The following is a 26,210-nucleotide window of genomic DNA, read 5'->3' as shown; positions in this document are numbered from 1 at the left end:
GACATACGCCGCGTATCTTAATTCATTTATTTATGCCGCGCATCCATTGTCCCTGTCCAAAGAAAGGATCCGTTATGAACCAACCGAAACCCGTTTTTCCTGCAAATCGCCACGCGCTGTATGAGCAGCACGGTTATTCTGCAGCGATCCGCTCTGGTGATTTACTGTTTGTTTCCGGACAGGTGGGTAGCCGGGAAGACGGTACACCCGAACCCGACTTTGCAACGCAGGTAGAGCGTGCCTTCGATAATCTCAAGGCCACGCTTGACGCTGCAGGATGTACGTTTGCCGATCTTGTTGATGTGACAACCTTTCATACCGATCCGGAGAATCAATTTCCAGCCATTATGCAGGTGAAACAAACGCTTTTCCCTAAGCCACCGTATCCGAACTGGACAGCCGTGGGCGTTACCTGGCTGGCGGGATTTGATTTTGAGATAAAGGTTATCGCCCGGATCCCTGAACATCAGGAATGAACACGTTGCACACAGGTATCAGAAGAACCGGTATCTGTGTGTAAAAGTGGAACCGGGGCGGACATAGTGAGTGTTAGCTCAGAGTGACGCTACCTTACAAAGGGCGGTTAGCATGTTACCCGCGCATATCGAAACCGGATTTTTGAAAATCTCTGTAGACTTCCGGGGTGTTGAATGCCGGGAATTTGGCTTTTTGGGCTGCTGATTTTATCGCTTCACAATAGGCTTTATTGCCGTTGCTGGTGGATATGTTTAAAGGCGTGCCATCCTGAGCAAATTCAATATGCAGCCTGCATTTTTTCCCTTTCCAGTTTTGCGGCTCATCCAGTTTGGCATTTATTGCCGCCCTGATTGCCCGCGCTTGCGCGCCCCACTCATCCTGATCGTCCCAGCGCCCTGAACTGCAACTGCCCGTTGCCGTGGTCTTATGGCATCCAGAAGGATGCAACGGCGCACATCCTGCGGCCATGTTCACCACAAATGCCACTATAACAATTTTCTTTATTGTTTCAGACACGATCACTTCTTGCCTCTCAGTCCATTTAAGCCTCAGAAATAGTGATCTATTTTTCTGTATTGACTGGACATGTTTCAACTACCAATTTTTCACACAACCCGATGCTTCCAATGAACCTTTTTATGGCGCAAGGATAATAACCTGCGATGTCGTCGTTCATCATGCACGCTAAATCACTACCAAAGCGCTCACCTCCCCAGTGCCTCAAGAATTGCATCCTCCATTTTCTCGGGCGTCGTCATCGGTGCAAAACGCTTGAGGGGTATCCCATCGCGTCCGATCAGGAACTTCGTGAAATTCCATTTGATCCGTCCTCCGAGCACGCCAGGCAATTCGTTTTTCAGAAAACGAAACACCGGGTGCGCTGCGCCACCGTTTACCTCAACTTTCTCGAACATGGGGAAACTTACGCCGTAGTTAATGTAACAAGTCTTCGAGATTTCATCGGCGCCGCCGGGCTCCTGCTTACCAAACTGGTTACAGGGAAAGCCAAGCACCACTAGCCCTTGACTGGCGTATTTCGTGTAGAGCGCTTCAAGGCCCGCGTATTGCGGCGTGAAGCCACACTGGCTGGCAGTATTCACGACCAAAACCACCTCACCCGCATAGTCGTCCATTGAGATAAGACGGCCATCCAGGCTGGTGGCGGTAAATTGATGAAAATTGGTCATACTGGCATCCTTAAAAGAGAAACGGTTCGGCGTGAAATCTGGTTAACCTTCAGGTTGAATCACTCGTGATGATGATCCCTCAGGAAAACGGTTAATACATCCTTAGGAGGGGCTATTCCCGTTTCTGAAAGCATCCAGCCCACCGCGCCGCGATGATATGAACCGTGAAAAAGGACATGATTGAGCATATCTCCTGCCTTCATTTCACCATACCCACCATCGACGAAACGAAATTTAACGACTTCAGAAAGATCAGACGTGTTCATTATTATACCGACGTGTTGAATATACCATTTAGTGCATTCAAACATCTTTGTCAGAAGCTCGTCTGCAGTCGGGGTATCTGCCGTATTTAACGCGGTGTATTGGTGCTTTTGTCCAGTAATCTTGGCTCTGAAAATCATATCAACGACATAAACATGGTTCATAAGCCTGAGCATCAGATGATGCTTATCAGCATTCGCTAACGTATCTACCTGTATAGAAAGATGTTGCGGATTGCAAGACACCTTAATGCCCAAGTAATGGATGATGATGGTACGATTTACAGTGACGAATCGCAGTGGGAGTATGATCCGTCAACTAACGCTTAACGTCTGCTGTTGGCTCGCAGAGGCCAGGCTAGCTGGTCTTCAGGTCTGCTTTGAGCGAATAGCGGAAGTTAGCATGTGTCTCAACTGCAGGAGAGTTGTACTAACAACGGCATGAGATAATTAACCGGGAGCAGGTCACAGATGCCCAAACGTCCTCTTCCTGCTGCTAAACAATCCTGTCATGCCTCCATTTCATATGGCCGCTATGAGCGAAGAGCGTACATTGGCCTTGGAGGATATCTGAACTATTCTCCGGAAATTATCTAATAAGCGAATGGTATGGATTACAGGCATGCTTGCAATTCCCGACAAACTATAAACAGCATGAAGTCGCGATTTTTTCTACTATTGGATAAAGTTTTCAACTTTTTGGTCGTTAATTATTTTTTAGATAGATTTTTTCAGGAGAAGAGCAATGGCATTTACCGTCGGTGAAAACTATGCGTTCAGGGACATACAGAAGCGTTATAAATTCCTGAAACCGGGCGAAAAGGGACTGTCGCAGGGCGGTTTTTTAAATCCCTCGCGTGGCAATTCCTCCACATTAATTCGCGCCATCTTTGCGCGCAGAGAGGTCAATGGACCTCTGGATAATCTATTGTTCGTTTCTGGCGATAATGAGTACCGAAACTACTTCACCCGTCTTGAGAAAGTGCAAAAGGAATGTAGCCCATTCCTCTATTTTAAAGAAAAGAATGGCGAGTGGTCTTATATGGGGCACAGTAAGGTGGATCGTTTACTGGAGCCCGACTCAAAAGAATTAACCCTCTTGCTTGATGAAATGGGTTGCACGCTGGAAACGGTTGATGAGGTGGATGGCAAACCATTGTGGCAGCTTACAGCATTTGGAGTGCAAGGTTTTATCAGACCGCGTAGACTGGAATTTATAGTGGTCTTAGAGCAGGATGCGTAGCTAACTGTCTTTGTCATCAAATATGTCTGTGGGGCGTTCAGTAACGTCATTTTCAGTATGCTATATCAAGAAGAAACATCACCGTTGTTCGTCGTTTGACGCGACATCACTATAACGAGATGTTCCGCAGACCAACGATGAATTGCTGAGGCCGGTACAGAGACACCTATCGCCAGTAAGATCGAAATAACATCTCGAAAAAAGTGATGCGTTATTATCTGGCTCTATACTAATTCGCCGCTATCGGCCTGACTTAGCCTTGCTCCGAGATTTCCTTCGTCATTTATAGAGGGTGATTTCAGAACAACGCGTCTTTATAGGGATGCCCTCACGTTTCTGAAGAAGAAATACTAAAGATCACAACGTATTAATTAACAGTGAGCAGGTCAGCATCATATAACATATGTTGAGCCCTTATAGTGAAATAGTAAAAGCCCCTTGCGAAGGGGCCTGATTAAGAAAAATTATAGAGAGCTTTTTTTAGCCCCATCGATCTCAGCCTGGCAAACATCATCATTTGTAAATGTATACTGAAGGTAAACATACCCCTGCGCAGAACTGTTCGCTCTTGCTTCAATAGAAATAGCACCAATGTTATTTTTCAGCGGCGTTTCCTGCGTTCCCTTCCAGGTAGCTGAAAGGAATCGTTCCTTTTTGTTAAGCCCCATCATCCAGTCCTGAGGTTCTTTCCAGATAGAACCTGACAGTAAAAGGTCTGTGGTTTCAGCCTTTCCATAAAGCGAGCTTAACGAGCTACTCAACTCTTCAAAGCGAGATTTCAAGGCAAGCCCATAACTATCAGTATCAATGTTTTTACCGACAGCTCTGATTTGGCATAAGCCTGCTTTAGGCGAGATCAACAAACCATACATTTCAAAATCAGCGTTGGACTTCGGTAACTTATCGGAAGTATAGAGATTTACGCTGTCAGGAAGTGGTTTTAGCTTTGCCCCGATCATATCTTCGATATTCTTTTGAGTCAGGCCAGCCTCGAGTCCGAACGGACCATCAGCTGGTGGCAGCAGAGGGGGCTGTTCATGTCTTGTTTCAGCGGTTGTGTCCTTCTTACTGCTGGCGGTTGCAACATTATCCTGAACCGGTGCAAGCTTAACTTCAGCAAGCCCATATTTAGCCGTGAGATATTTTTGCTGCAACATCGCCATGCTTTGCTCTTCAGTAGCAACCGTTGACAGTTTTAAGACCTGTATTAAACCACCACTGTACTGGCTGGCATCTGTTTTTGCTTCGTTTATTTTTACTGCCAGGTCCTCCATTTCAGCTTTAATAGAAGCAGCAAGTTCAGGGTCTGGCTTGACACCTGAAACAACGACGTCAATTTTGGCTCCTGACTCAATTGCATTTATACGCTGTTCTAAAAGAGCCTTATTCGTTCCTAAAACTTCCAATCTTGCGGTGATTAAATTCTTGATCAGTCCACCTGAAAATTGTTGATCAATATGTTTCGCTGCAGAGATTTCTCCCTCCGTTTGGGACAGCTCAGCCTTAAGTGCCGCCACTTCCTGCTTTTGCTCTGGAGTTAACTCTTTAGGCCCACACCCGGTTAACATCGTTATGCTTACTAATGTTGCAATCAATGTTTTTTTCATATTCCTGTCCCAGTGGAAAATATTCAGATTAATCCTATCAGAAAGTGAACTGCAACAGAATATTTGAATCGTCACAGGTATGAGAGACGACTCCGGAGTCGTTAAGTTGGCTTTAAGAAAGATGCCTATGAGTGCTCAGTATTAACCCTATGCGTTTAAAATCGAAGTAGTCATACCGGTTGTTGAACGCTGTCATTCCGTATCCAGCATTGCAACACGATCCCATATCCCCCTTACGCCGAATAAAGAAATACGGGCCAGACTCCTTAACTAACATAGGCAATCAGAAGCTCAGGCTGGGTTCCGCCAACTTCAGAAGGAGCTAACGAAGCAGATAATGATCCAATAAGCATCCGTTCGCCATAAATGTGTTGCTCCCGGCGGCCGATTGTGGCGTATGGCATAGTCAAAGGCGTTTCGGAACGTGGCTTTAAGCCAGCGAAATCACGGCTGCATCGCAGCTGACAGAACCTTGTACAAGTTATATGCACCGAGCGTCTCTGGGAAATCAGTCCGGAGGACATCGAAAATGCTTCGTCGTGAGGACAGGAATTGTTTTCTGTGTGCGGTCAGTCCAAACCGCATCCATTATGCAGATGCGGTTTAACACAATCAGAAGATCATAAAGTGCTGCGCAATTTGCCAACCGACAGAAAGCCCAACAATGCAACCCATCACCGTCAGTACAAAGCGATGACGAAATCGGGATTTGAGAAAATTCACCTGTAACTCAGCAATAGCATGATCAATGCCTGTTTGCCTATCAGCTTGTTGCGCCACAACAACGGATATTTCATGCTGGAGCGCATCACACTGGTTTACGGTTGATTTAACCGAATTAACTAAATCCATCCGGTTTCGCTCAAGCTCGCCGAGCAGTTGCTGATGAGACAACTGCTGTTCCTGCAACAAGGATTGCTGCATCTTCTCAACGAAACTCTTTTGAACAGCCTGATTGTCCACCATTGTCTGTTCGAGCATGCTATGCCGTCCTACCTGGTCATCAAGGCCACTTTGCAATTTTTGCGCAAGATCAGAAGAAAAGTTAGCAATACGCTGTTCAAGTTCTGCCAGCAAGGTGGCGTTTGCCTCGCCAATTTTGTTTTCCGCCTCTGTCACCCTTTTTACGCAGCCAATTAGCTGCTTAGCCTGATCTTGCGTTACCCCTTTTGCATCCATTAATCCCTGGTTGGCCTTATTAATCTCTTTTTGCTGTTCTTCCAGTAGCACCTGTTGTTTCAGGATTTGTTCATTTTGTTCAGCAAGGGAGCGTGTTTGGCCTTCCAGAATGTTTTGCTGATTCAATAAAATCTGTTGTTGCTCGTTCAGTAGCTTGGATAGCGCCGTATTGACAATCAATAACTGAGAAGATTTTTGCGTCAGGCGACCAATGGCTTTATTGAGATCAATCTGCGCATCCTGTAACAAATCGTCGCGATCATTCCACCAGTTAGTTATAAAGTTTCCGTCCCTCTGTTCCCTGCGCAGGCGGTCAAGATCCTTCGCGCTCTTCTGAACCGTTTGCTGCTCCTCCGTCATACTGCTAATCAATTCTTTAATGTTGCTGTCGCGAAAGACACGTTCCGGTAAATCTGCGGACGAAAACGCCTGGATAACCTGAAGTTCCTGCTTGTTTAACAAACTCATCTTACTGTTCTCAAATATTTTTTAGAAAGTCATCAATTTCGGCCTGGCTTTCATTAATAAACACAATTGCAGCAGTACTCCGCGCCACTTGCACAGCTGTCTCGGCAGTAGTTCTCTCAAGACATGCCAGTGTTGCTTTAGTCGAAATCGTTGCAGTAGCCAGGTTTTCCCCAATAGCTTGATACTGGGTTATAGCAGTCGCGTAATTTTCAATATTACCCAGCGAACGTTCTGAAAGTGTCACCAGCTCACTGGCAAACGCTTCACGACGTATACCGTCTGCGAGCATCTCATCCATGAATTTTTCGCTTAACGTAAAACGGGAGCGATCAAAAAACGTATCAATCTGATACGAGAGAAAGACAGAAAGCAATCCGGTGGCAATGCCTATGAGAACTGGGGTTAACATATCTGCAAAAGGTTTCAGAAACGGTACAGTCGCCATAAACGTCGCGATGCTTTCGTTCAACAACATACCGACCGAAGTCACGATGACAGCAGTGAGCATTTTCAGTCCTTCCTGTAACGCTTGCTGTGCCGTCATATGTGCCGGTGGGAAGAAAATCATTTTAAATGCCCGGAAAAGTCCCAACAGCCCTTCCCGAATCATGGTCACGAAACGCTTTGCGGTAGAGAGAAAATTATTAAGCAAGAAGGTGAGTAAATTACTCATGAATCCACTCACTCCACCCTGGAACATTTGTCCCAGCGCATCGGGAATTTTTTTGGTCACGGAAGCAACTACGCGCATTAAGCGCTGTCGGACCTCCTCAAACAATGTTTTTCCCACTTCAACACCATGTTGAATAAGCACTTTGAACTCGTTAAACAAGCCATTTACCAGTTCAGTGAGCAATAGCCCAAGAGCTTGTCTGAGCCCCATCTGCAACGCTTGTTGGCCGCCTCTCTGCAACAACTCTGCGCTTTGTTTTTTCATTAGCGCCGAGTTAAGCGTTGTCGAAATATGGTCCTTAGATTGTTTCTTCGCTGCTGCTACTCGTTCTGGGTCCAGCTCAAATCTTTCACCATTTTTTTCTGCAAAAGTATCGAGTTCAGCAGCGCCTTTTGAACGGTTAATCGACTTATGTGTGGTTACCAGGTTTTCGTCGGAATTGGCCATTTTGACGACTTTTTCAACGCCTTTCCCGGTTTCAAGAGCAAGATGCACTTTCTTATTTTTGGACAATGTATTTAGTGAAGTGACATGGTCGAGATCCATATCCGCCGCGTTGGTCGTTTTTCCCGTATAACCATCAATACCACCGGCCCGGAGTTTCACGCTTTTTTTTGTAAAATCTTTACTTTCATATTCTTTGCGCTGGTAATCCTCACGCGATTTCGCATGACTGGACATGTCTTTATCAGCGATGAAATCCGACTCTTCACGCTCGAAATTATGCATCGTCGTTACATTGCCGCCATTGCGATCCTCAAACATGGCCGTTGAAAGCCCAAAAGGCCCAATAATTTGTGACAACACTTGCTGCTGGCAATCGTGGAAGAGTTTTTGCAGGCGCTGTTGTTTTAAGTCTTCATATGTTAAATCCATTTACCCTCCTGGCTAATCGAATCAATTGCAAAAAAGCCTACATTTGCTCTACATACTGTCTGAGCCAATCACTGAAACTGTCCGCTTGTTTTCTACGCTCCCCATCATCATGCCAGAGCGTGATAATCTGCCCGCGAATCCCAGCGTCAGTCGGGGCAAGGTCAAGACAAAGATGATCGCCCGCTCCATTGTAAGTAAACGGGATCCAGGAGGGATTCCACCATTCCGAACGAATACCACTTTGCGGACACGACTCAGCTCCATCAAAATCGCCACCATCAAGTAAATCTTTCCAGACACGCCACTCCTGCAAAATGCGTGAAGTGGATAAGAATTCGCAATCATCAAATAATCCATGGCTCATACCACGCTGACCATTGTGAATTTTCATGAAGGCTACAAAATCGGCTGGCAAGATTACACTCAGGGCCTGCTCTAACGCGACGATTTCTTCATCTGTGGCCGGAGGTGCAAGATCTATTAATACCTCAGGGTCGCGGTCTTGCAGAATGACTTCCAGTTTTTCCCATAGTTGCTTCATTGTTTCTGTTCCTTTCAATCCATATGATTATTAACGGCAGTTTTCGCTGAGAATTGAGTAATATTTTATACGTATGACGGTCAGCTAATGAGTTAATCACAACCCGCTGTCAAACTGTGTCAGCCGTTCTCAGTTTTTTGCGGCAAGGCTCATTTGGCCCGCCAGAATCAAGAATGAGATATACCTCATGTGATTGCACGAAGGTCGCCGACGCGGTCGCTCCCAAATGCGCCGATAACCGAGGCGTCTGTGTTCAATTACCAGCTCTTGAATGCGTAGAGTCAGTCCGGTAGGGACAAACTCGTAACCCTACTGCAGCGACGTCGCGAAAGATCGGCCGCATCACACTTCATCATCTCGGCTTCTTGCTTCTGGCCTGTCAACGTAGTTTCGCCCAAGTACTAACTGAAGCGCTCACTTATCCAGCATGGCTTTGGCAAGCATCTTTATGAGTCGGGCGTTTCCGCTTCTGTCGACTTAAGTCACTTCATCTCAATGGCCTCCGTGCCCCAGATTTCTTGCAGCCGATATAGAGCGGGAAGTATAAAAATGTATGCTTGCGGAAGCGTTCACGGCTTCGGCTTCGGCTTCGGCTTCGGCTTCGGCTTCGGCTTCGGCTTCGGCTTCGGCTTCGGCTTCGTGGAGCATACTGATGCTCTTTTAGCAGGAAAGAAGCTTAGTCATAGGAATTGATACCCATCCTCGTTTATATCTGAATATATTAATCTACTTTATTAACTTCTCTGATTAACATTCCGCTTGAGGTCAAAGCATCAGATCCTTTAATTCCATTTCGGTGCGATTTCGGTAAAGCCGATTTAATGATAACTTTCTCAAATAAAGAATTGAATTCATTAAGTATTTCATCAAGTTTCAGATGCTGACGACAACGTAAAATAAAGGAGGTGGATTCATCAACTTCATTAAGTTCTGAAATAAAGTTCAAAAATTTCTCCACTATAGCGTTACCTTTATATTTAAATTCGTAGGATGAAATTTTCTTACCGATATTTTTTATGATGAACTCTACCGACCACTGTGCTCCCCTCTTATATTTATCAATAATTTCAGTAGCGATAAAATATAATCCAAGCCGTGTTCTAAGCTCCTCTTCAAGATCGAAATATTGAGATGGCAGAGCCACTATTAAGTTTTTTATCTGCGGCACAGTCTTCCATTCCCAGTCATCTTCTGTTCTCATCTCTGTCCCGAGCACATGGAATTGATCTAAACTTTCAACGATTTTCAGCAGCTTGCAAACGGCTTCATCAAGAATGATGTTTTTCCCTTCTTCGGTATACTCACCCGGGGGATCATAGGCAAGCACCTTCAAAGGACGGCCAGCATCAATGGACGTGTGCGTACATACATTGGTTTGCACCTGTTTTAAAGTCAAAGTAGGTGAAGCCCATGCCAGATGTGTTATAGCACCAAGCTGCAGTAAACCTTCCTGAATCCTTTTATTACGCCCAGCATCCGTGCCACCTTTACTTTCAAATATATGCCATTCTCCGGTATCAGACTCAATAAGATAGTCGGGTGATTTTTTAGTAGTGAAAGGGTTTGCTAATATAGAGGGATGCAACCCTTTAGTATAAATACTGGTATGCAACATAACATTGATTTTTTCACCCGCAGCAGCAAGCCAATGGTATGCAGCAATGAAACTACCTATACCACCTGCTATAAATGAGATTGCAACTTTTTCTGAAGGTTCTATTTTTGAATAAAACTCCTGCGTGAAATAAGCATCGTTTTTACCTACTTTGATACATGAAGCCACCATTAGTAATCTTTTAAGTAAGTAAGACGCCAGTTCAAGTGACTCGTTATGATTTAGAAGAAGATGAGATGACCACATTCCTGTACGACCATACCCACACTCAAGCGCGGCATGTACAATTTGTGGTAGGGGTAGTGCCGGGTAATGCGCTGAAAGATTTTTTTTTGCGCCACTTCCGAATGGGATTCTTGTCGTCTTCGTAAAAGAATTTTTTAAAAAACTAGCTGGTTTGCTTTTATCATAAATCTTTTTAGTTGGATCTTTTTTGTTAATAATCTGCTTAGGCCTTGGTTTTGCCCCGCGTATTTTAGGTACGTAATATTCAAATATATTACCTTTAATCAGTTTAGAAGGAGTTTTAGGCTTTGCCACAATCATATCCTTGTGAGAAGAGAAATCTCAAACCAGAGTTAATTAAAAATCCCAAGCAGATAAACTTCACCACGCTGCTCGAAACAATGACTACAGAGTAAACTTATTCTTATTCTAATCCACATATTATTTCAACTTTTGTGACTACTGAAATTAGTAGGTGCTTATTACGTTCTCATTGCAGGGCGGATTTTTTATGCTATGCGTTTTGCAGTGAGATTTTGGGGGGTGTCATACTCCACAGGGGAAACGTGAGAAGTACTATTTTTTCAGCATCACTACATTCTGCGCTATTATCATGCCCTTTTGCTACATGCGCTGTTGCATCTGTTCGGCAATAAACGCCATCGTACTGATGATCCCTTCAATCGACATTTGGCAGAACTCGCTTACGCTCATCATCACCAACCTTTCTACTTAAAAGCCCAACGCCTAACTGATAATGGACCTTCAACCCATTCGAAATACCAGAGCTTCAGATGTTGATAAACTGACTATATAACGCCATAACGATTCTGTATGGTACGAGATACAGAGAGGATGGAAAAATTCAGCAAAGTGCTAAATAAACGTCGGTTTCTGGTACCAAGCGGACGACAGTTCTCAAGCGCAAACATCAATGACATATCCCCTGCACAAGCTTTGCCCTTCCCTTGCCAACAATCAAACAGCTTGTACCGCAGATTTTGTCGGTAGACATGCGCATCGCCCAACCCTGATATATTGAGCCTAACGGGACGCCCAAGTTTCAGCATCTAAGTTCAGCGATCCTTCACACCGTTTACGATTTGATATGAAATGTCCGACGGAGAGGCTGGAAGCATTTCGGGCACAAATCAACGCTGCCGCAGAGACGAGCGAAGCTGTTTCAGCCGAGTCGGGAAGCGACAAAAAACTAGCTCCCGGGCTACCGACAGCGTCATAAAGGGTCTTTGCATCAGGATATCTGGCGAGGCACTGCTGGCGAACTGCGGCTACCTCGCCGTTTACCCGAACCAGGGCTGATGGAAAACACCACATTCTTTTAAACATATGATTCTGAAGCGTGATACGCCGTGTCGCTCAGCCGAGACCGATTAAATGTCTTCACTCAAATCGCTGTTCGCCTTTACGATCTTCCTGCTGTTCCCGATCCCGTTGACGCTCAATCATAAGCATTAAGCGCTCATGGATGTCTCTTGCAGCGTCTGAAATGTCAGCCCGCGGGTGGTGGATGAGTTCACCGAAAGCGTCAGCTCGTGCCTGCCATATGTTTGCAAGGCTGCCACTCCAGCTTGTGGGGCTCGTTAAGTCAGCAAAGGATTCAAGGGCCACGGAAGGGTCAGGTGTAGTCTCAAGGAACTTGACTGCATTTTTGTGTAAGACCGTCCAGCCTGAGTCATAGACACTTACCCAGAGTTCTACCCCCTGCGGTACAGATACCCACAGGCCCGCATCGTCACTACAATAGCGCCCCATGGAAAGCGGCAAACGTCTCACCATATTGGTTGACACGACGTCGTTAATGACTCTCGCCATGCTAAAAATGCACAAGAAGAATCCCACCGTAGCAACCAGGGCTGCCGCTAACATAAGCTAGTACGGTATGCCTGTTTTCGTGACAGACTGGTGAAGACCCCAGCCATGACCAGGCACGGTACCAGTCCAAACGATAACGCCCCTGAACTCCCCTCTACCACTGTGCCAAAATCTTTCGTACAGGGACTCGACATTGACGTGTTCACCTTCTTGTTGCCCTAAATCTGGCTAAGCCAGCCTGTCATACATCCATTTGATATAAGCCGCTGTGAGCGAGAACCTGACGGCTTTCTTCTGATTAGTGAAGCGTCACATTTAGCTCAAACAACCGCTCATGCAAGTCGTTTTTTTGCCGATATAACATAGATGTGTATGTATGCAGGGTGAAAACAGGGCCTTTGCTTTCACCTGGCTACCCATTTACAGCTTTGCGGACTATCACAAGATAAATCGAAGCTGTCGATGCAGCGGGATCAAAACAATCCTGATAAGGAGTGATTAAGTGGCAGTTGTACAAATTGCGTGGGACTGGCTGCACTGGAACTGCCGTCAGAGCTGGAAAAATGTCCTTCCAGTATTCCAAAGCTGTGACGTAAGTCAGGAAGACCTGAAACGGCGGTTTTATGCACTCAGGCTTAATGGTCTGTTCGCTATTAAGTACCCATGCGGCATTTCTCCCTCGTTTTACCTCAGCGAAGGAAATTAAATATATTTTTTTACTGTGATAAAGACATGGTTTTTATTAAATAGGGAATAATGATGATTAGAATTTTAGGGCTTATATTTGTGTTACTTACGGCGGGCTGTTCAACGCCCGGGAAGCCGGCTTTTTATTATACCTGGACACAGTACAAAACCGGTGTTGAAGTGATGCTGGTCAATGAACCGCAGTACAAAGATGGTTTTGATGGAATTCTTCGCCTTGACGATAAAGGCGAATATGCAGTAATGGCTATATACTACGGTGGGGATATGTCGAGTCACTTCGGATATGTTACGAAGGACAGCCTCGAAAGCTGGATAACCATGTACACTGGCTTTTTAAAATGGGATCCGCAAAATCCTGCGCAGCCGGCAAAATTCACTATTCCGGATAATCTCTCGTGGACCCATAAAGACTACGATGTTGAGTATCGATTTTTGAACGGTAAAAAGCTATTTGTTATCAATAAGCACAGTACTGGAAACTGGTTTGTTGACTTCTCAGAACTCTCCATGGATGAAGCCAATGTCGCAAAGCTGACTGATGTCTATATCGATCTGAGGCAGAAGCTGAAATAGAAGGTCAACAGCTCCTCAGCCAGGCCTCATTTGGAGCTTTTCCGTGACTGGCAGAGGTAATCTAATCGTCTGCATTGTACCTTTCCGGTGAATGCAATGCAGACTTTGCAATACGCGCTTTTGGCACGAAACGGACGTTTGCAGGCCGATGTCCGCTATGAGCGAGAAGCGGACGTTCGAGTGGTCTAGCAAGCAGGTGGGGGTTTTGCTAACGTGGTTGCGTATCAATAACAAGGGGCAGGTCACATTGGGCTACAGTGAATACCAAAAGTGGTTTGTTTAATTAAGCGGGATAATTACAGCATCGGTGGGTTTATACTTATCGTTGGGAGAAGATCCTAGTGATTGGTGCCCCTCTCTTCAGCATAATACCTTGCTATAAAAAGAACAGATCAAGAAGCTGGCAAAAGCTGGAATGATTACTTGTTGAGACACATTATCCTGTAAGGAAACACAGCATGTTTAAAGAACTTATAGAGCAGAGCCTAAACGAGGCAAAAGCCGCCAGAGCTGCGCTGAACAAGGTTAACGGTGTAGTTGTCGGAAAGATGCATAATCCTGATCAGGGGTTGTATCTCGCTAACTATGCAAATTTGCTAATGAACAGGCAGATAGATATCTTTGATGATGCGCTTCTCCTCCTCGAAAACGAACGATACCAAACCGCTTGTGTCGTTAGCCGGGGGATGATTGAAACACATGCTTTCTCACGACTCTTAAACAAGAAAGTGGAGAAGATCCTGACGAACCAAAGCGGCCGCGAAAGTGTAGATAAAGCTCTCGATGTCATCCTGGGCTTTACGAACAGTTCCCGATTTAAAAAGTCAGAGCAAGAAAAGATTCAGAAAGGAGTATTTGACCCTAACGACTACATGTTTACTGAAGAGACTAAGCATCGTTTTGAAAACCTACTTGCTGTCAGTCAGCATGTGATGAATGCTTTACGCGATCTCTATGAAGATGAGATGAAACAGACTAAGGGGAGAGAAAGCGATTTTGAACTGACGTATGACATACTTAGCGAATATGTTCATCCTTCACAAACGAGCATCTACCAATACTACACACCTGAAACCCACTTAGTTCCTACTTCAGTTGGTAATATCCATGCTTATGAGTCTGCTCAGATACAGTGCGCGAGAGCGCTACACTTCATATTAGATGCGAAGAATCAACATTATTGGTCTTCACAGTTAGCAGATGAGATGACTAAACGTGGTAAACAGTAAAAACTCAGCCCCTGTAGAGGGGCTTTTTATTTGACAGTCTTTTAATTTCTTCTTTATATACTGCAAATGACATGCGCCCCATAGAACAATTTATATTGATGTTAGCAATGCCCGCTTCTGGCACAAAGCGGACCTCCCCCCTACACCGCCGACTTCGGCCTTAAATTCTCATCAAACGTCAGTCGCTTCCGGTCAGGCTCAACCTCGCGCAGCGGCTCGACCTGGTGCATCGTCAGCTTGCAGCGCTCTACCAGCACCTGATACTCCCGCGTGCCCTGCTGCTTCCAGGCCAGTTCCTGCTCACTCAGCTCGCGGATCGCTTTGGCCGGACTGCCGATAATCAAATGGTTAGCGGGCATCTCCGCTTTCGCCTTCACGAACGCCGCCGCTCCGACGATGCTGTTTTCACCGATGACCGCCCCATCCATTACCACCGCGTTCATGCCCACCAGCGCGTTACGGCGGATCACGCACCCGTGGAGAATGGCACTGTGGCCGATATGCCCGTCCTCCTCCACCACCGTGTCCTGCTCCGGGAAGCCGTGCATGACGCAGTTATCCTGAATGTTGGCGCCATCTTTCACCACAATGCGGCCAAAATCACCGCGCAGGCTGGCGTTAGGGCCGACATAAACGCCTTTACCCAGAATCACGTCCCCAATCAGCACCGCCGTTGGGTGGACGTAGCTCTCGTCAGGCACCACCGGCGTCAGACCGTCAATTTGATAAACAGGCATCTTCACTCCTTATGCGCTTGAAAGACCACCAAAGCGTTGATAGTAGAGCGTGCCGGGCACGGGCAGTTCGCCGACGGAGGTTTCCCCCTTCTCGCTGACAAACGCCAGCGCCCCCGGTGCAACACGCTGATAGATATTGATGCAGAGCTGTCGGGCGCTTTGTCCCGCCCAGTGCGCAGGCAGTAACTCCTCCGGCAACAGCGGGTCTTTTAGCACCACACGACGATAAAAGTGAATCAGCAGCAGCTGGATCTGGAAGCACCGTTCCGGCGTAAGCTCCTCCGGCGCGGCCTCTTTTAACAGCGGCAGAAGCGGCCGGAACGAAGTAATAAACGACTCATACATCGCGTTTTGCTCGGTTAGCTGCCAGCACTCTTCTACCCGTGAACGCAGCGCCGCGCGGGAGAGCGCCAGCGGCGAGTGGGCTTCAAAGAAAATGACGTTCTCCGCCACGCCAGCATCGTGAAGCAGAGATTGTACATCCGCCAGATGCTGCGACGGCGAGGCCATCAGGCTCGGCGCCAGCGTGCCAAACCCCTGCCAAATCAGCTGCTTTTTGACGTCGGCAAGGGTGGTTTTGTCCAGCCCTTCGGAGAGCAGTAACAGCCATTTTCCGTCCCAGGCGGGCAGTTCGGCGCGGTAAATCTTATTCTCCGCGCGACGGGTCAGGCGCAGCCCTTTATCGCTCAGGCGGTAAAAGCTGCGACGCCCGATGCGCGAGACGTCCAGCCAGCCCTCTTTGTTGAGGCGAAACAGCGCGGTGCGCACGAAGCGCTCGCCAAACCCCATGCCTTCCAGTAAGGCGGCGAGGCTGCCAAGCCAAATCTCGCCGCCGCGATGTGAAAGCGCGTCACCGTATAATGAGGAGATAAGCGACGTTCCGCTAACGGGAACCGAGCTAACCGCGTGCTGGATAAAGGCATCGAGTTTATTCATGTGATTCATTCTGTTGTTATTTTTGGTCTGGATGAATCATAGCATATTCCCCTCACCCTAACCCTCTCCCAAGGGGAGAGGGCTGACTTGTGGGAAACTCAACCGTTGGCCGCGACTTTACGCAAATCAAACACCCGACAGGCCTTGCCCTCTGAACGCGGGATGCTGCCGCAGTTGACTATCATCACATCGGTGGAAATCCCCACCATCGATTTAATGCGATGACGCAGCTGGTGGCACACCTGGCAACGCTGCTCGTGGGTCAGCGTTAAGCTGCTCTCTTTCAGCTCCACCTTCACGGAAAGTGAATCAAGATGTCCGCGACGGTTCACCTCCAGCTGGTAGTGGGGTGAGAGATGTTCAAACTTCACAATCTCCTCTTCCAGCTGTGACGGGAAGACGTTGACGCCGCGGATGATCAGCATATCGTCGCTGCGACCGCTGATCCGGTCCATGCGGCGCATGGTACGGGCGGTGCCGGGCAGCAGACGCGTCAGGTCGCGGGTGCGGTAGCGGATCACCGGCAGCGCCTCTTTAGTGAGCGTGGTGAACAGCAGTTCGCCCTGCTCGCCGTCGTTCAGCGGCGTGCCGTCGTTCGGGTTGACGATCTCCGGATAGAAATGATCTTCCCAGATGGTCGGACCGTCGGCGGTTTCAATACACTCCATCGCCACACCCGGCCCCATCACTTCGGAGAGGCCGTAAATGTCCAGCGCCGTAATCCCCAGGCGTTTTTCGATTTCACGGCGCATGGCCTGTGTCCACGGCTCGGCGCCGAATACCCCCACGCGCAGGGAACAGGTGCTGGCATCGCCGCCCATCTGACGTTCCAGCTCCTCAATCAGGTTGAGGCAATAGGATGGCGTCACCATGATCATGTCCGGCTGGAAATCACGGATCAGCTGCGCCTGTTTCTCCGTCTGGCCGCCGGACATCGGGATCACCGTCGCCCCTAAGCGCTCGGCACCGTAATGTGCGCCCAGCCCGCCGGTAAACAGACCATAGCCATACGCCACGTGAATTTTGTCCTTCGCACTACCGCCCGCGGCGCGCAGGGAACGGGCCACCAGGTTGGCCCAGTTGTCAATGTCGCCCTGCGTGTAGCCGACAACGGTCGGTTTGCCGGTGGTACCGGACGATGCGTGAATGCGCACCACCTGCTCCATCGGCACGGCAAACGTATCAAACGGATAGTTATCCCGCAGGTCCTGCTTGGTGGTGCACGGGAATTTGCGGATATCCGCCAGCTCGTTGAAATCGTCAGGGTGAACGCCCGCGGCGTCAAACTTGCGTTTGTACATCGGCACGTTGTTGTAGGCGTGATGCAGCGTCCATTTCAGACGCTCAGTCTGCAGCGCCTGTAACTCGTCAAGGGAGGCTGTTTCAATCGGATCAAGCTTTGTTGTATTTGTCATTGTAGGGTGCTCACAGTGAAATTTGATCAAACACGCTCAAGGATCATGGCAATGCCCTGACCCACACCGATGCACATCGTACAGAGCGCGTAGCGCCCGTTGCGTCGATGCAATTCATTACTCGCGGCCAGCGCCAGTCTGGCCCCGCTCATTCCCAGCGGATGGCCCAGCGCAATCGCGCCGCCGTTCGGGTTAACGTGCGCGGCATCATCCGGCAAACCCAGCTGACGCAGGACGCCCAGCGCCTGCGCGGCGAAGGCTTCGTTGAGTTCGATGACGTCCATATCGTTGATGCTGAGACCGGCACGCTCCAGCACCCGGCGGGTGGCAGGCACCGGTCCGAGCCCCATTAAACGTGGCTCCACGCCTGCCGTTGCCATCGCCACGATCCGCGTGCGGGGGATTAATCCCTGCGCCAGCGCCATTTTCTCGCTGGCGATGATTAACGCCGCCGCACCGTCGTTGACGCCGGACGCATTCCCCGCCGTCACCACCCCGTTCTTACGGAACGGCGTTTTCAGCCCGGAAAGCTGTTCGAGCGTGGTCTCTGCGCGCGGATGTTCATCCACGCTGAATTCGGTGACCGTCCCTTTTTTACCCGGTACCCGTACCGGCACGATTTCCTGCGCCAGAATGCCGTTCTGTTGCGCCAGAGCGGTTCGTTGCTGGCTGCGCAGCGCGAACGCGTCCTGATCGGCACGGCTGACATTTAACAATTCAGCTACATTCTCTGCCGTTTCCGGCATACTGTCAGTTCCGAATTGCTGATGCATGAGCGGATTCACAAATCGCCAGCCGATGGTGGTATCAAAGATCTCCGCCTGGCGCTGAAACGCGGCGGTGGCTTTCCCCATCACAAACGGTGCGCGGGACATGGACTCGACGCCGCCCGCCATCAGCAGGTCGCCATCACCTGCTTTAATAGCGCGAGCAGCGAAGCCTATTGCGTCCAGACCCGAGCCGCACAGGCGGTTAATGGTGGTTCCGGATACCGTCTGCGGCAATCCGGCCAGCAGCGCCGACATTCGCGCCACGTTGCGGTTATCTTCCCCCGCCTGGTTGGCGCACCCGAAAATCACATCATCAATCCGTTCCAGGTCGAGCTGCGGGTAGCGGTCCAGCAGCGCACGCAGCGGTACGGCACCGAGATCGTCCGTTCGCACGGCAGAAAGCGCGCCGGCGTAGCGCCCCACTGGCGTTCGAACGCCATCACAAATAAATGCGTCACGCATCAGGCCTCTCCTGTGACAGTGCCGCCGATGCGGTGTGATTTTCCGCGGAACAGGGCGACGGTTTTCTGTTGCTGGTTCTGAATTTCAATGTCGTACACGCCGGTCAGTTTGCCCTGATGCATCACCCGCGCGGTGGCGGTGAGCTTATCTCCGGCAAAGCCCGGACGCAGAAAATCGATCGAGCAGCCGGAGGCCACCGCCGCCAGCCCCTGGCTGTTACAGGCGTAGGCAAAGGCGGTGTCTGCCAGCGAAAAAAGTTGGCCGCCGTGACAGGTTTTGTGGCCGTTGAGCATCTGCGGGGTGATGGTCATGGTCACCACCGCGTAGCCCTCGTCCATATCGACAATGTCCATCCCCATCGCCTGCGCGCAGGCGTCCTTTTCGTACATCGTGCGGGCGTTATGCCAGGCGTTATGACTCATAGCTACTCTCCAGAAGCGCCCGCTGGCGCAGCAGTGAACAGGGGCGATAACGTTCTTCGCCGTAATGTCGTTGCAGGTTCTCCAGCAGGGTCAGCAGGCGCTGCCAGCCCAGACGCTCGCCCCACGCGATCGGGCCGCTCGGGTAGTTCACGCCCAGACGCATGGCGGTGTCGATATCCTTCTCGCTGGCGACCCCCTTTTGCAGGGCATCCAGCGCTTCGTTAGCAATCATTGCCAGCGTGCGCCAGACCAGCAGACCGGGATAATCGGCAATTTGCACCACCCGGTGCCCCTGCTGTTGCAGGTAGCGGATGGCTTTTTGCGTCGCGGTGTGCGGGTTGCTGGCGGCCGCCGCAATCACCGCCACGTCACGCTCAATACGGTCCATCACCACTACCGGGCCGTTGAGGCGCAGCGCCAGTGCCTGAGCGGTTTCCCCCTGCGTTTCAACCAGATACACATCATCAATTTCTGTGACACCGTCACGTCTTTTTTCCACGCGCATCGGGCTGTAGCTGTCATTTACGGTCTCAACCCACTGCACGACGGGTTTCTCCCCCTGCCAGTCGTAAACCCCTTTTCCGCTCTTTTTACCCAGCCTTCCGGCCAGCACCAGCTCCTGCTGCACCAGCGAAGGCAGGAAACGACGCTCCTGCCAGAAGGCGTTAAACACCGAGCAGGTCACCGCAAAGTTGACGTCCTGACCAATCAGGTCGGTCAGCTCCAGCGGCCCCATCGGAAAACCGCCGCCCTCGCGCAGCGCAGCGTCAATCACCTCCGGTGGGGCGACCTGCTCTTCAAGCGCACGCCAGGCTTCGGAATAAAACGGGCGCGCGACGCGGTTGACGATGAACCCAGGCGTTGACTGGCAGCGAACGGGTTGTTTACCCCAGTTCAGCGCCAGTTCACACAGCGCGTCTGCCACTTCCGCAGAGGTCGCCAGCCCGCTGACCACCTCCACCAGCTTCATCACCGGCGCGGGGTTAAAGAAGTGCAGCCCCGCCACGCGCTCCGGATGATTCACGTCTGCCGCAATCGCCGTGACGGAAATGGACGATGTGTTGCTGGTCAGCAGCGTCTGGGGCGGACAGATCTCCGCCAGCTGCGCAAACAACGCCTTTTTCACCTCCAGCCGTTCGGAGGCCGCTTCAATCACCAGTTCGGCCGCGGAAAGCGCGGTGATATCCGTCACCGGAAGCAGTCGGGCCAGGATCTGGGCGCTGGCATCGGCGGAGAGCTTTCCGCGCGTTACCCGGGAGGCCAGCCGCTGGCGAATCCCGTCGATGGCGCGTGAAATCGCATCGCCGGCGATGTCATAAAGCAGAACCTGATGGCCGTGGCTGGCGGCAACTTCGGCAATGCCCGCGCCCATCGTGCCGCTGCCAATCACGGCGACCGTGCGTATGTTCAGCATCTTATTTCCCCGTAAAGTTCGGCGTGCGCTTCGCCAGGAAAGCGCTGACGCCTTCGCGGTAGTCGTCGCTGCGACCGGCCAGACGTTGATAGTCGCGCTCCAGGTCAAGCTGGGCATCCAGGGTGTTGGTTTCCGCGGCGTTAATGGCCTGCTTGATCAGCCCCAGCCCAAAGGTTGGCTGAGACGCAAAGTGCAGCGCCATCTGCTGCGCGGTAGTGGAGAGCTGGTCGTCATCCACCACCTGCCAGATCATTCCCCACGCCTGCGCCTGTTCGGCGCTGAGTTTATCGCCGAGCAGCGCCAGTCCCATGGCGCGGGCACGTCCGGCCATGCGTGGCAGCAGCCAGGTGCCGCCGCAGTCCGGCACTAAGCCGAGCTTGCTGAAGGCCATCACAAAGTTGGCGGAACGGGCGGCAATCACCATGTCGCAGCCGAGCGCCAGCGTGGCGCCCGCGCCGGCCGCTACGCCGTTGACTGCACAAATGACCGGCTTCGGCAGTTTTGCCAGGCGGCGTACCAGGGGGTTATAGAAGGTTTCAACCGACATCCCCAGGTCCGGTGCCGGGCCGTTGGGGTCGACGTTGCGGTCGTTCAAATCCTGCCCGGCGCAAAAACCGCGCCCTGCGCCGGTGATCAGCAGGCAGCGGATGGTGTCATCGCGCTCGGCCTGTTTCAGGCATTCTGCAAGCTGCTGATGCATCACGTCATTAAAGCTGTTCAGACGCTCCGGACGGTTCAGCGTAATGGTCATTACGCCCTGTTCTACTTGACTGAGAATACATTCCACAATTAGCGTCCTTTAAAGTCGGGGGTGCGTTTTTGCAAGAAAGCGTCGATACCTTCCCGGCGGTCTTCGGTGGCAGAGAGCAGCGTAAAAAGCTGACGCTCCTGCATCAGGCCAGCCTGCAGTGGCACCTCCTGAGACTGACGAAGCGCCTGTTTCGCCGCCTGCAGCGCCAGCGGGGAATGGCGCGCCATCACTGCCGCCTGCTTCAGGGCATACTCCAGCGTCAGGGATGCCGGGAATACATCGCTGACCAGCCCGGCGCTCAACGCCTGCTGCGCAGTAATGCTCTCTCCGGTCAGCACCATTTTGCTGGCAAGGGATTTACCGACGCTGCGGATCAGTCGCTGGGTACCGCCCGCCCCCGGCATAATGCCGAGGGTGATTTCCGGCAGACCAAATCGTGCGTTATCCCCGGCAATCACCACGTCGCACAGCAGCGCAAGTTCACATCCGGCGCCCAGCGCGAAACCGTTGACGGCGGCGATCAGCGGTTTGTTAAACGCATTAATGCGCGCCCACAGTTGCGGGCGGATATCGTTCAGGGTGGCGGGCAGGTCTTTCTCTGCCATTTCGTTGAGATCGGCCCCGGCGGCAAAGCAGCGTTCGTTGCCGTAGATCACACAGGCCGAGATGTCGGCATCAACCGCAGCGCTTTCCAGCGCGTCGGCTAATTGCGTCAGCAGGGCGTTATTCAGGGCATTACGCGCCGCCGGACGGTTCAGCGTCAGCTGCAGCACGCGGCCATGACGGGTAACTGTCAGTTCGCTCATGCCATCCCCTTTGCGTCAAAGTCGACGATCACGTCGGCGGTGAGCGGCAGTGACTGACAGCTCAGCACATACCCGGCGGCCAGCTCGTCCGGCTCCAGACTGTAGTTGGTCGCCATGTCCACCTTCCCGCGCAGCACTTTGCATTTACAGGTCGCGCACACGCCGCCTTTGCAGGCATAAGGCAGGTCCGCCCCCTGACGCAGGGCAGCATCGAGGATGCTTTCGTCGTCTGCCGTCAGGGTAATTTCGCGGTCGCGCCCGTCCTGTCGCACGGTCACTTTCTGTCCTTCCGCCTGCACATTTACCGTGCGTTTCACGGCGGTCCCCGGCGTATTAAAGCGCTCAAGGTGAATGGATTTTTCCGACATCCCCAGCGCCTTCAGCGCGGCTTCGGCCTCGTCCATCATCGATGACGGGCCGCAGATAAACGCCTCGTCGTACTGACGGAAGTTGATCAGGGTTTTCGCCAGCGCCTGCAGCTTTTCCCCGTCGATGCGGCCATACAGCAGATCGCTGTCCAGCCGCTCCTGGCTAAAGATGGAGACCAGCTGCAGCCGCTGCGGATATTTATCTTTCAGGTCCGCCAGCGCCTGGCGGAACATCATGCTCTGGCTGCTGCGGTTGCCGTAAATCAGAGTGAAATGGCTGTTCGGTTCGGTGGCCAGCGTGGCGGAGAGGATCGCCAGCATCGGGGTGATGCCGGAGCCTGCGGCTATCGCCAGGTAGTGGCCTTCACGTTCGGCCTGCGGCTGATAGCCAAATTGCCCCTGAGGAACCATCACCTCCAGCGCCATGCCTGCTTTGATCTCATCCCGGGCATAGCGGGAAAAACGCCCGCCTTCGATGGCTTTGACCGCCACGCTGATCTCACCCGGCGCGGTACTCCGGCAGATGGAGTAACAGCGGCGCAGCTCGTCCCCGCCCAGCTTCGTTTTCAGCGTCAGGTGCTGTCCGGGGCGAAAGCGGTAGGCTTCCTGCAGCGCCTGCGGCACCGCAAACGTGATGGTCACCGCGTCGCGGGTTTCGGGTTCCACTTTTGCCACTGTTAATGAATGAAACGTTGTCATGGCAGCCTCAAATGCATTTGAAATAGTCGAAGGGTTCGCGGCAGGTGTTGCAGCGGTAAAGCGCTTTGCAGGCCGTCGAACCAAATTCACTGATTAGCGCGGTGTCGGTGCTGGCGCAGCGCGGGCAGCTCACCTCCGCCGGGGCGTGCGCGTGGCAGCTATGCCCCACGGGCGGGCTGATGCCGTAAGCCCGCAGGCGTTCGCGCGCGTCGGCGGTCATCCAGTCGGTGGTCCAGGCAGGGTCAAGCTGGAGCACAATGTGCACCGGGGTAAAGCCATGCGCGGTCATCACGTCGCGGATCGCCCCCAGCAGGTGTTCCGTTGCCGGGCAGCCCGAATAGGTTGGCGTGAAGCCAATCACCCAGCCTTCCCCCTGTGCCTTCACGCTGCGCACCATGCCTAAATCGGTGATGGTTAATACCGGCACTTCCGGGTCCGGGATCTGGCTTAACAGCGACCAGATCTGCGGGATTTGCGCCGGTGCGATGTCGACGAGACGTTGCATAGCCTTCTCCTTTACCACTGCTGACCGGGATACGCGCGCTGGAGATACTGCATTTCTGCCAGCATCGGCCCCAGATGTTCGGTATGCAGCCCCTTCTTACCCCCGCTGCGGTACGCCACCTCGTCGGGTACGCTCAGGCTGGCTTCTTTAAGACCGGCATACACTTCGCTTTCCCACGGCTGGCGCAGGGTGCGTGGGTCCACCGCCACGCCGGAATGTATCAGCGCCAGCTCAACGTCATCGGCGTCAAACAGCTCTGCCGTAAAGCGCCACAGGTTATCGATGGCCTGCTGCATTTTTTGTGCGGACGTTTCGGTCCCGTCGCCCAGGCGTACCAGCCAGCCGCGGCTAAAACGCAGGTGGTAGCGCGCCTCTTTGATCGCTTTGGCGGCGATGGCGGCAAGCTGGCCGTCAGTGCTGCGGGTCAGGCGCTCATACAGCGCCACGTTCCAGGCATCCATCAGGTACTGACGGGCAATCGTGTCGGCGAAATTGCCGTTGGGTTGCTCCACCAGCAGGACATTGCGGAACTGGCGCTCGTCGCGCCCAAACGCCAGGGTATCTTCGTCGCCCTCACCTTCACATTCAGCGGCGTAGGCCAGGAAATTGCGTGCCTGGCCCAGCAGATCAAGACCGATATTGGCCAGCGCGAGATCGATCTCCAGCTCCGGCGCGTGACCGCACCAGGCACCCAGACGCTGGGAGAGCACCAGACCGTTGTCGCCCAGACGCAGGGCATAGGCTGTGACTGTTTTCATCCTTCGCCTCACATGTGCTCGATGCCATCGGGGATGGTGTAGAACGTCGGATGGCGGTAAACCTTGCTTTCCGCCGGATCGAAAAATTCGCCGCTCTCATCCGGCTGGGAGGCAATAATTTCGCTCGCCTTCACCACCCAGATAGAACATCCTTCACTGCGACGGGTGTAAGCATCGCGCGCATTTTCCAGCGCCATGCGATCGTCGGCGGCATGCAGGCTGCCCACGTGACGGTGGGACAACCCTTGTTTGCTGCGTACGAACACTTCGTACAGCGGCCAGTAGACATTGCTCATGATTATTTCCTCTTATGCGGCCTGACGGGCGCGTTGTTTTTCTGCGTGGGCCAGGGCGGCTTCACGTACCCACGCCCCGTCTTCCCAGGCTTTACGTTTCGCGGCCAGCCGTTCGTGGTTGCAGATGCCGCGCCCGTTAATCACCTCTTCAAATTCCTGCCAGTCGATTTCGCCGAAGCGGTAGTGACCGCTCTCTTCATCAAAACGCAGGTCAGGATCCGGCACCGTCATGCCCAGCATCGCCACCTGCGGCACCGTGTTGTCGACAAAACGCTGACGCAGCTCGTCGTTTCCGAAGCGTTTGATTTTCCAGGCCAGGCTGCGGGCGCTGTTTGGCGAGTTATCGTCGTTCGGCCCGAACATCATCAGCGCAGGCCACCAGAAGCGATTGATGGCGTCCTGCAGCATCTGGCGCTGCGCCTCACTTCCCTGGGCCAGCGCCATGCAGGCTTCAAAGCCCTGACGCTGGTGGAAGCTCTCTTCTTTGCAGATTTTCACCATCGCCCGGGCATACGGACCGTAAGAGGTGCGGCACAGCGCCACCTGATTGACGATGGCAGCCCCGTCCACCAGCCAGCCGATGACACCGATGTCGGCCCAGCTCAGGGTGGGATAGTTAAAAATGGAGGAGTACTTCATCTTGCCGTCGAGCATCTTCTGGTAGATGTCTTCCCGTGCGCAGCCCAGCGTTTCTGCCGCGCTGTAGAGGTAAAGTCCGTGTCCGGCTTCATCCTGTACTTTCGCCAGCAGAATCGCTTTTCGGCGCAGCGTGGGTGCGCGGGTGATCCAGTTACCTTCCGGCAGCATGCCGACGATTTCGGAATGCGCATGCTGACCAATCTGGCGGATCAACGTTTTACGGTAGGCGTCAGGCATCCAGTCCTGAGGCTCAATCGCCGTCTCCTGCGCTATGCGCTGCTCAAACCGTTGTTCTTGCGTCACGTCATCACCTTTATGATTCGTTAGTTTGCAAATTAAAGCGAAATGATGAATCACTTTGTTTTTTAAAAGTTACACAAAGGTTAAATATAACCCCAAGAATTGTTTCCTTGTTTTGTGATGGTGCTCGCAAGGCTTTTGCTTTCGCCCTTGCAGAAAGCGCTCTGACGGGCTGCAATTCATCAAGCCAGATCACAGCATTAACAATTCATTAAAATCTCAGCTTGCTTTTTAT

General features: G+C 51.7%; 25 protein-coding genes and 1 pseudogene. 4 read left to right on the top strand and 22 right to left on the bottom strand.

Going from position 1 to position 26,210, the window contains the following annotated elements; all coding sequences use genetic code 11:
• Window positions 1-74 precede the first annotated feature (74 nt).
• Complete coding sequence (locus A4308_RS15065) at window positions 75-476, top strand: RidA family protein (RefSeq protein WP_014883721.1); 402 nt, start codon at window positions 75-77, stop codon at window positions 474-476.
• Between the two features lie 115 nt (window positions 477-591).
• Here the strand turns inward: A4308_RS15065 and A4308_RS15060 are convergent, their stop codons facing one another.
• From A4308_RS15060 to A4308_RS15050, 3 genes and pseudogenes are all read right to left on the bottom strand, one after another.
• Window positions 592-945: a cell envelope integrity TolA C-terminal domain-containing protein gene (locus tag A4308_RS15060; RefSeq protein WP_045282177.1), complete on the bottom strand. Its 354-nt coding sequence runs from the start codon at window positions 943-945 to the stop codon at window positions 592-594.
• A 236-nt stretch (window positions 946-1,181) separates the two neighbouring features.
• Window positions 1,182-1,664, bottom strand: a complete 483-nt coding sequence (locus tag A4308_RS15055) for a glutathione peroxidase (protein WP_045135142.1) — start codon at window positions 1,662-1,664, stop codon at window positions 1,182-1,184.
• Between the two features lie 59 nt (window positions 1,665-1,723).
• Window positions 1,724-2,143, bottom strand: a pseudogene (locus tag A4308_RS15050) (DinB family protein); the annotation flags it as partial.
• Between the two features lie 529 nt (window positions 2,144-2,672).
• Here A4308_RS15050 and A4308_RS15045 point away from each other — a divergent pair.
• Window positions 2,673-3,170 (top strand): hypothetical protein, encoded by a 498-nt coding sequence (locus A4308_RS15045; protein WP_049010933.1) that lies wholly within the window; start codon window positions 2,673-2,675, stop codon window positions 3,168-3,170.
• Between the two features lie 464 nt (window positions 3,171-3,634).
• On the opposite strand, the gene A4308_RS15040 is transcribed toward A4308_RS15045, so the two are convergent.
• The 6 genes from A4308_RS15040 to A4308_RS15020 all read right to left on the bottom strand — a co-directional run bounded on the left by A4308_RS15040 (window position 3,635) and on the right by A4308_RS15020 (window position 10,669).
• Entirely contained in the window at window positions 3,635-4,777 is a 1,143-nt protein-coding gene (locus tag A4308_RS15040) for a hypothetical protein (RefSeq protein ID WP_032636517.1), read from the bottom strand.
• A gap of 612 nt (window positions 4,778-5,389) precedes the next feature.
• Entirely contained in the window at window positions 5,390-6,424 is a 1,035-nt protein-coding gene (locus tag A4308_RS15035) for a hypothetical protein (protein WP_049010936.1), read from the bottom strand.
• Between the two features lie 10 nt (window positions 6,425-6,434).
• The gene (locus A4308_RS15030) at window positions 6,435-7,973 is read right to left on the bottom strand and encodes a hypothetical protein (RefSeq protein WP_063308648.1); all 1,539 of its coding nucleotides are present in this window, start codon (window positions 7,971-7,973) and stop codon (window positions 6,435-6,437) included.
• Between the two features lie 37 nt (window positions 7,974-8,010).
• Window positions 8,011-8,514 carry an SMI1/KNR4 family protein gene (locus A4308_RS15025; RefSeq protein WP_032636512.1) on the bottom strand — a complete coding sequence of 168 codons (504 nt, stop codon included), beginning with the start codon at window positions 8,512-8,514 and terminating at the stop codon, window positions 8,011-8,013.
• A 492-nt stretch (window positions 8,515-9,006) separates the two neighbouring features.
• Complete coding sequence (locus A4308_RS22645) at window positions 9,007-9,162, bottom strand: hypothetical protein (protein ID WP_162270363.1); 156 nt, start codon at window positions 9,160-9,162, stop codon at window positions 9,007-9,009.
• Window positions 9,163-9,235: 73 nt separating this feature from the next.
• Window positions 9,236-10,669, bottom strand: coding sequence for a hypothetical protein (locus tag A4308_RS15020; protein WP_127312451.1), 1,434 nt, complete (start codon window positions 10,667-10,669; stop codon window positions 9,236-9,238).
• Window positions 10,670-12,943: 2,274 nt separating this feature from the next.
• On the opposite strand from A4308_RS15020, the gene A4308_RS15010 reads away from it, so the two are divergent.
• Window positions 12,944-13,468, top strand: a complete 525-nt coding sequence (locus tag A4308_RS15010; protein ID WP_230278688.1) for a hypothetical protein — start codon at window positions 12,944-12,946, stop codon at window positions 13,466-13,468.
• Between the two features lie 458 nt (window positions 13,469-13,926).
• Window positions 13,927-14,697 carry a DUF5677 domain-containing protein gene (locus A4308_RS15005; RefSeq protein WP_045135017.1) on the top strand — a complete coding sequence of 257 codons (771 nt, stop codon included), beginning with the start codon at window positions 13,927-13,929 and terminating at the stop codon, window positions 14,695-14,697.
• A gap of 140 nt (window positions 14,698-14,837) precedes the next feature.
• On the opposite strand, the gene paaY is transcribed toward A4308_RS15005, so the two are convergent.
• The 13 genes from paaY to paaA all read right to left on the bottom strand — a co-directional run bounded on the left by paaY (window position 14,838) and on the right by paaA (window position 25,978).
• Window positions 14,838-15,434, bottom strand: coding sequence for a phenylacetic acid degradation protein PaaY (paaY, locus tag A4308_RS15000; protein WP_045135016.1), 597 nt, complete (start codon window positions 15,432-15,434; stop codon window positions 14,838-14,840).
• Window positions 15,435-15,443: 9 nt separating this feature from the next.
• Window positions 15,444-16,379, bottom strand: coding sequence for a phenylacetic acid degradation operon negative regulatory protein PaaX (gene paaX / locus A4308_RS14995; RefSeq protein ID WP_014883708.1), 936 nt, complete (start codon window positions 16,377-16,379; stop codon window positions 15,444-15,446).
• An 89-nt stretch (window positions 16,380-16,468) separates the two neighbouring features.
• On the bottom strand, window positions 16,469-17,785 hold the full coding sequence (gene paaK, locus A4308_RS14990) for a phenylacetate--CoA ligase PaaK (RefSeq protein WP_014883707.1): 1,317 nt from the start codon (window positions 17,783-17,785) through the stop codon (window positions 16,469-16,471).
• Window positions 17,786-17,811: 26 nt separating this feature from the next.
• Window positions 17,812-19,017, bottom strand: coding sequence for a 3-oxoadipyl-CoA thiolase (pcaF, locus tag A4308_RS14985; RefSeq protein WP_045135015.1), 1,206 nt, complete (start codon window positions 19,015-19,017; stop codon window positions 17,812-17,814).
• On the bottom strand, window positions 19,017-19,439 hold the full coding sequence (gene paaI / locus A4308_RS14980; RefSeq protein ID WP_014883705.1) for a hydroxyphenylacetyl-CoA thioesterase PaaI: 423 nt from the start codon (window positions 19,437-19,439) through the stop codon (window positions 19,017-19,019). Before paaI ends, pcaF begins: the two co-directional genes overlap by 1 nt.
• Window positions 19,429-20,853, bottom strand: coding sequence for a 3-hydroxyacyl-CoA dehydrogenase PaaH (gene paaH / locus A4308_RS14975; protein ID WP_045135014.1), 1,425 nt, complete (start codon window positions 20,851-20,853; stop codon window positions 19,429-19,431). Before paaH ends, paaI begins: the two co-directional genes overlap by 11 nt.
• Before the next feature lies 1 nt (window position 20,854).
• Window positions 20,855-21,643 carry a 2-(1,2-epoxy-1,2-dihydrophenyl)acetyl-CoA isomerase PaaG gene (paaG, locus tag A4308_RS14970; protein ID WP_047626268.1) on the bottom strand — a complete coding sequence of 263 codons (789 nt, stop codon included), beginning with the start codon at window positions 21,641-21,643 and terminating at the stop codon, window positions 20,855-20,857.
• A complete protein-coding gene (gene paaF, locus A4308_RS14965) occupies window positions 21,643-22,410 on the bottom strand; it encodes a 2,3-dehydroadipyl-CoA hydratase PaaF (RefSeq protein ID WP_032636689.1) in 768 nt (255 codons plus the stop codon). The genes paaG and paaF overlap by 1 nt, the downstream gene beginning before the upstream one ends.
• Window positions 22,407-23,477, bottom strand: a complete 1,071-nt coding sequence (gene paaE, locus A4308_RS14960; RefSeq protein WP_032636690.1) for a 1,2-phenylacetyl-CoA epoxidase subunit PaaE — start codon at window positions 23,475-23,477, stop codon at window positions 22,407-22,409. Before paaE ends, paaF begins: the two co-directional genes overlap by 4 nt.
• A 7-nt stretch (window positions 23,478-23,484) precedes the next feature.
• Window positions 23,485-23,982, bottom strand: a complete 498-nt coding sequence (gene paaD / locus A4308_RS14955; protein WP_032636692.1) for a 1,2-phenylacetyl-CoA epoxidase subunit PaaD — start codon at window positions 23,980-23,982, stop codon at window positions 23,485-23,487.
• A gap of 11 nt (window positions 23,983-23,993) precedes the next feature.
• Window positions 23,994-24,740, bottom strand: a complete 747-nt coding sequence (gene paaC, locus A4308_RS14950) for a 1,2-phenylacetyl-CoA epoxidase subunit PaaC (protein ID WP_045282064.1) — start codon at window positions 24,738-24,740, stop codon at window positions 23,994-23,996.
• Window positions 24,741-24,748: 8 nt separating this feature from the next.
• Window positions 24,749-25,036 carry a 1,2-phenylacetyl-CoA epoxidase subunit PaaB gene (gene paaB, locus A4308_RS14945; protein ID WP_045282063.1) on the bottom strand — a complete coding sequence of 96 codons (288 nt, stop codon included), beginning with the start codon at window positions 25,034-25,036 and terminating at the stop codon, window positions 24,749-24,751.
• A 12-nt stretch (window positions 25,037-25,048) separates the two neighbouring features.
• Window positions 25,049-25,978 carry a 1,2-phenylacetyl-CoA epoxidase subunit PaaA gene (gene paaA, locus A4308_RS14940; protein WP_014883698.1) on the bottom strand — a complete coding sequence of 310 codons (930 nt, stop codon included), beginning with the start codon at window positions 25,976-25,978 and terminating at the stop codon, window positions 25,049-25,051.
• Window positions 25,979-26,210: the final 232 nt, after the last annotated feature.

The organism is Enterobacter sp. ODB01 (assembly GCF_001623605.1).
In the GTDB taxonomy this organism is placed as follows: domain Bacteria; phylum Pseudomonadota; class Gammaproteobacteria; order Enterobacterales; family Enterobacteriaceae; genus Enterobacter; species Enterobacter kobei.
The sequence above is the reverse complement of the archived record's forward strand: the minus strand, read 5'-3'. Positions and strand labels throughout refer to the sequence as shown.

Excerpts from the sequence above, each read along its gene's own strand:
- A4308_RS15065 (WP_014883721.1), top strand. The coding sequence starts at position 75 with ATGAACCAACCGAAACCCGTTTTTCCTGCAAATCGCCACGCGCTGTAT.
- A4308_RS15060 (WP_045282177.1), bottom strand. The coding sequence starts at position 945 with ATGGCCGCAGGATGTGCGCCGTTGCATCCTTCTGGATGCCATAAGACC.
- A4308_RS15055 (WP_045135142.1), bottom strand. The coding sequence starts at position 1,664 with ATGACCAATTTTCATCAATTTACCGCCACCAGCCTGGATGGCCGTCTT.
- A4308_RS15045 (WP_049010933.1), top strand. The coding sequence starts at position 2,673 with ATGGCATTTACCGTCGGTGAAAACTATGCGTTCAGGGACATACAGAAG.
- A4308_RS15040 (WP_032636517.1), bottom strand. The coding sequence starts at position 4,777 with ATGAAAAAAACATTGATTGCAACATTAGTAAGCATAACGATGTTAACC.
- A4308_RS15035 (WP_049010936.1), bottom strand. The coding sequence starts at position 6,424 with ATGAGTTTGTTAAACAAGCAGGAACTTCAGGTTATCCAGGCGTTTTCG.
- A4308_RS15030 (WP_063308648.1), bottom strand. The coding sequence starts at position 7,973 with ATGGATTTAACATATGAAGACTTAAAACAACAGCGCCTGCAAAAACTC.
- A4308_RS15025 (WP_032636512.1), bottom strand. The coding sequence starts at position 8,514 with ATGAAGCAACTATGGGAAAAACTGGAAGTCATTCTGCAAGACCGCGAC.
- A4308_RS22645 (WP_162270363.1), bottom strand. The coding sequence starts at position 9,162 with ATGCTCCACGAAGCCGAAGCCGAAGCCGAAGCCGAAGCCGAAGCCGAA.
- A4308_RS15010 (WP_230278688.1), top strand. The coding sequence starts at position 12,944 with ATGATGATTAGAATTTTAGGGCTTATATTTGTGTTACTTACGGCGGGC.
- A4308_RS15005 (WP_045135017.1), top strand. The coding sequence starts at position 13,927 with ATGTTTAAAGAACTTATAGAGCAGAGCCTAAACGAGGCAAAAGCCGCC.
- paaY (WP_045135016.1), bottom strand. The coding sequence starts at position 15,434 with ATGCCTGTTTATCAAATTGACGGTCTGACGCCGGTGGTGCCTGACGAG.
- paaX (WP_014883708.1), bottom strand. The coding sequence starts at position 16,379 with ATGAATCACATGAATAAACTCGATGCCTTTATCCAGCACGCGGTTAGC.
- paaK (WP_014883707.1), bottom strand. The coding sequence starts at position 17,785 with ATGACAAATACAACAAAGCTTGATCCGATTGAAACAGCCTCCCTTGAC.
- pcaF (WP_045135015.1), bottom strand. The coding sequence starts at position 19,017 with ATGCGTGACGCATTTATTTGTGATGGCGTTCGAACGCCAGTGGGGCGC.
- paaI (WP_014883705.1), bottom strand. The coding sequence starts at position 19,439 with ATGAGTCATAACGCCTGGCATAACGCCCGCACGATGTACGAAAAGGAC.
- paaH (WP_045135014.1), bottom strand. The coding sequence starts at position 20,853 with ATGCTGAACATACGCACGGTCGCCGTGATTGGCAGCGGCACGATGGGC.
- paaF (WP_032636689.1), bottom strand. The coding sequence starts at position 22,410 with ATGAGCGAACTGACAGTTACCCGTCATGGCCGCGTGCTGCAGCTGACG.
- paaE (WP_032636690.1), bottom strand. The coding sequence starts at position 23,477 with ATGACAACGTTTCATTCATTAACAGTGGCAAAAGTGGAACCCGAAACC.
- paaD (WP_032636692.1), bottom strand. The coding sequence starts at position 23,982 with ATGCAACGTCTCGTCGACATCGCACCGGCGCAAATCCCGCAGATCTGG.
- paaC (WP_045282064.1), bottom strand. The coding sequence starts at position 24,740 with ATGAAAACAGTCACAGCCTATGCCCTGCGTCTGGGCGACAACGGTCTG.
- paaB (WP_045282063.1), bottom strand. The coding sequence starts at position 25,036 with ATGAGCAATGTCTACTGGCCGCTGTACGAAGTGTTCGTACGCAGCAAA.